Source organism: Gordonia sp. (in: high G+C Gram-positive bacteria), assembly GCF_012515855.1.
Taxonomy (GTDB): Bacteria; Actinomycetota; Actinomycetes; order Mycobacteriales; family Mycobacteriaceae; genus Gordonia.
The window spans coordinates 1-3,789 of the sequence record NZ_JAAYXO010000072.1 but is presented as its reverse complement, the minus strand read 5'-3'; the positions used below and the strand labels follow the sequence as shown (position 1 = coordinate 3,789).

The window sequence follows — 3,789 nt, the reverse complement described above, 5'->3', positions numbered from 1 at the left end:
GTGCTCGGCAAGGTCTACGACCTCGGGATGTTCGTCGGTCTGGGGTTGGTGTTCCTCGTGACGATCGCACTGTCGGTGGCGTCGGCCGGCCCGGTCGGCCCGGCCGTCATGGATTTCGTCGGGATTCCCGAGAACGCGGTCACGCTCGCGCTGCTGCGCGTGGTGACGACGATCGTCAGCGTCGTCGCCACCTGGGTGCTGTTCCTCATGGTCCTCGCGGGTCTGCCGCGCTGCAAGATCCCGGTGCGGGCCATCGTGTGGCCCGCTCTCGGCACCGCCGTGATCTTCGAGATCCTGAAGTCGGTCAGCGGGCTGTACCTGCAGTCGGTCCTGGGCAGCCCGGCCGGCGCCGCATTCGGCCCCATTCTGGGCCTGCTGGTGTTCGCGTATCTGGCGTCGCGGATCGTGCTCTACGCGGCGGCCTGGAGCGCCGCGGACCCGAAGAACGCCGACCTGCTGATCGTCGACGAGCTCGAACAGCCCGACGAACCGGAGCCGAAGACGGTTCTCCTCGCGCCGGTCTACGAAGCCGAGCCCGACAGGCAGGCCCGTCGACTCCTGGCGGCCGCCGGGATCGGTGCCGCCGCTGCGGGCTTGGTGGGGTGGCTCGGTCGCGACGACCGCTGATTCAGTTCGTCGGCATCAGCGCGTCCGTTTCCGCCACAGGACCGCCGCTGCCGCCAGGCAGGCCGCGGCCACCACGACGAAGCCGATGACCCACGGACCGAGCGACGACGATTCGTCGTGCGCGAGCTCGCTCTCGGCGACGGTTCTGGTCTCCCCGGAGTCCGGATCCACCTGTTCGGCGACCGCGAGGGTCCCGACGGACGTCGTCGCGGGCGCGGCGAAGCCGTACTCGAACATGCGCTGAGCCTGCGCGAAGTAGCCGTTGTCCTCCTCGCTGAGGCCGTACATCTGCACGATGACCACCGTGCGGCCGTCGCGTTCGGCGGCGCCCACGAAGGTCTTCAGGGCGTCGTCGGTGAAGCCGGTCTTGCCGCCGAGCATCCCCGGCCAGTCGTCGCGGAGGAGGGCGTTGGAGGTGCCCATCGTCCACGCCGGGTGGTCTTCGTCGCCGGGGACGTCCTTCCGAGCGGGGTAGCCGGGGAACTTGTAGGTCTTGAGGGCGGCGATCTGCCGAAAGGTCTCGTTGCGCATCGCCTCGCGGAACAGCAACGCGAGGTCGTAGGGGGACGTCGACATGCCTGCGGAGTCGAGACCCGATGGCGTGGCCGCCCGGGTGTCCTTGGCGCCCAGCTCGGCCGCCTTCTTGTTCATCTTCTCGAGGGTCTCGTCGTAGCCGCCGAGCAGTCGAGCGAGGGCATTGGCGCAGTCGTTGCCGGAGACCACGATCAGCCCGGACAGGAGATCGCGAACCGTGTAGTCGCCGTCGGGTCCCATGCCGCACGAGTCGCCTTCCATCGACCAGTCGTTGGCCGTCGACTCCACGGACTGGTCGAGGTCGAGCTCTTCGAGCGCGACCAGGGCGAGCAGCACCTTGATGGTCGATGCGGGCCGATACCGACCGTGCGGATCCTTGGCGGCGATGACGCGACCGCTGTCCATGTCGGCGATCAGCCAGCCGGCCGACGTGAGCCGCTTGGGGAGGGGACCGGCAGCCGGGTCGTGCACGGCTCCGCAGCCGCCGAGCCGCTCACCGCCGATCGGCTCGGTCGGCACCGGCAGGGGAGTCGGGGTGGTCTCGCCCGGAGCGACGACCTCCGACTCGTCGACCGCGGGCGGAGTGTCGGTCTTCTGCGGGCAGTGGTCGGTCTTCGGGGTCGGCGAGGGCCTCTTGGTGGTCGTGACGCCCCCGTCGGCAGGTGCTGCGACCACAGTGGGGGCCGCCAGGGCGGTGGGGGACACGACGGCGGGTACGACGAGGACTGCGGAGGCGAGGAGGCTGAGCGATGCGGTGATCGCTGCTGTTCGCCGAGATAGTGACTTGCTCATGACGACCGTCACCCTACCCGGGTGCGGGTGAATCACCACTCTCGCGGCTGTCCCGAATGTCGAGGTTGAGGCCGTTCGAGCGACAGACGTCGTGGGCCGGCCCCCGCGACAGACGGCGAGGCCCCGGAACCGAAGTTCCGGGGCCTCGTCGGGGCTGCAGAGAAAGGTCTGCGGTGTGATTCGCGACTAGCGGGCGAACATCAGGGCGCGCTTGACTTCCTGGATCGCCTGGGTCACCTGGATGCCGCGGGGGCATGCGTCGGTGCAGTTGAAGGTGGTGCGGCAACGCCACACACCGTCGACGTCGTTCAGGATGTCCAGTCGTTCGCTGGCCGCGGAGTCGCGGCTGTCGAAGATGAAGCGGTGAGCGTTCACGATCGCGGCCGGACCGAAGTACGAGCCTTCGTTCCAGAACACCGGGCAGCTGGTGGTGCAGCACGCACACAGGATGCACTTGGTGGTGTCGTCGAAGCGGGCACGGTCGGCCTGGCTCTGAATGCGCTCGGCCGACGGCTCACCGTCGTTGGTGATCAGGAACGGCTTGATCGCACGGTAGGCGTCGAAGAACGGCTCCATGTCGACCACGAGGTCCTTCTCCACCGGGAGACCCTTGATGGGCTCGATGGAGATGGTGATCTCCTTGCCGCCGTCCTTCGGCAGCAGATCCTTCATCAGGATCTTGCAGGCCAACCGGTTGACGCCGTTGACACGCACTGCGTCACTGCCGCACACGCCGTGGGCGCAGCTGCGGCGGAACGTCAGCGAACCGTCGAGGTAGCCCTTCACGTAGAGCAGCAGGTTCAGCAGACGGTCGGTCGGCAGCGCCGGGACGCGGAAGCTCTCGAAGCCCTGCGCGTCCGGGTTCTCCGGGTTGAAGCGGTAGATCTTGAGCGTGACCATCGTGGCCTCCGGCGGAACCGGGGGCAACGGCTGCTCGTCGGCGGCCGGGTTTTCCAAGGTGGCAGTCATCAGTACTTACGCTCCTTCGGCTCGTACCGGGTCTGAACGACGGGCTTGTAGTCGAGCTCGATGTCGGCCAGCAGGCCGTCGCCCTTCTTGTACGCCATGGTGTGGACCATGTAGTTGGCATCGTCGCGCTTGGGGAAGTCCTCGCGGGCGTGGCCGCCGCGCGACTCCTTGCGGTTGAGGGCGCCGGCAACGGTCACCTCGGCCAACTCCAGCAGGAAGCCCAGCTCGACGGCCTCGAGCAGGTCGCTGTTGAAGCGCTTGCCCTTGTCGTGCACGCGGACGTGGTTGTAACGCTCCTTGAGCGCGCGGACATCGGTCAGCGCCCGGTTCAGCGTCTCGTCGGTGCGGAAGACCGAGGCGTTGTTGTCCATGGTCTGCTGCAGTTCCTTGCGGATGTCTGCGACGCGCTCGTTGCCGTGCTCCGAGAGGAGGCCGGCCAGCCAGGTGTCGACCATCGCGGTCGGGTTCTCGACCTTCTCGGTGAACTCGGTCTCGTTGGCGTACTCCGCGGCGGCGATGCCAGCGCGACGACCGAAGACGTTGATGTCCAGGAGCGAGTTGGTGCCGAGGCGGTTGGCGCCGTGGACCGACACGCACGCGCACTCGCCCGCGGCGAACAGACCGTGAACGATCTGGTCGTTGTTGGCGAGCACCTGGCCGCGGATGTTGGTCGGAATGCCGCCCATCACGTAGTGGCAGGTCGGGTAGACCGGAACCAGTTCGGTGACCGGGTCGACACCGAGGTAGGTGCGTGCGAACTCGGTGATGTCCGGCAGCTTCTCGTTGAGGACGTCCTCGCCGAGGTGGCGCACGTCGATGTAGACGTAGTCCTTGTTGGGTCCGGCGCCGCGGCCCTCGAGCACCTCG

4 protein-coding genes are annotated in these 3,789 nt (G+C 67.7%); 1 reads left to right on the top strand and 3 read right to left on the bottom strand.

The features are described 5' to 3' along the window. The coding region (locus GX543_RS05040; RefSeq protein WP_290850262.1) for a YhjD/YihY/BrkB family envelope integrity protein at nucleotides 1-627 on the top strand (627 nt) is incomplete at its 5' end. 15 nt (nucleotides 628-642) lie between these two features. Here the strand turns inward: GX543_RS05040 and GX543_RS05035 are convergent. From GX543_RS05035 to GX543_RS05025, 3 genes are all read right to left on the bottom strand, one after another. After that, a complete protein-coding gene (locus tag GX543_RS05035) occupies nucleotides 643-1,953 on the bottom strand; it encodes a D-alanyl-D-alanine carboxypeptidase family protein (RefSeq protein ID WP_290850260.1) in 1,311 nt (436 codons plus the stop codon). A gap of 186 nt (nucleotides 1,954-2,139) precedes the next feature. Continuing rightward, the gene (locus GX543_RS05030; protein WP_290850259.1) at nucleotides 2,140-2,922 is read right to left on the bottom strand and encodes a succinate dehydrogenase iron-sulfur subunit; all 783 of its coding nucleotides are present in this window, start codon (nucleotides 2,920-2,922) and stop codon (nucleotides 2,140-2,142) included. After that, on the bottom strand, nucleotides 2,922-3,789 hold an 868-nt coding region (locus tag GX543_RS05025; RefSeq protein ID WP_290850258.1), incomplete at its 5' end, for an FAD-binding protein. The genes GX543_RS05025 and GX543_RS05030, both read right to left, overlap by 1 nt.

Coding starts and splice junctions, on each gene's coding strand:
- GX543_RS05035 (WP_290850260.1), bottom strand. CDS start 1,953: ATGAGCAAGTCACTATCTCGGCGAACAGCAGCGATCACCGCATCGCTC.
- GX543_RS05030 (WP_290850259.1), bottom strand. CDS start 2,922: ATGACTGCCACCTTGGAAAACCCGGCCGCCGACGAGCAGCCGTTGCCC.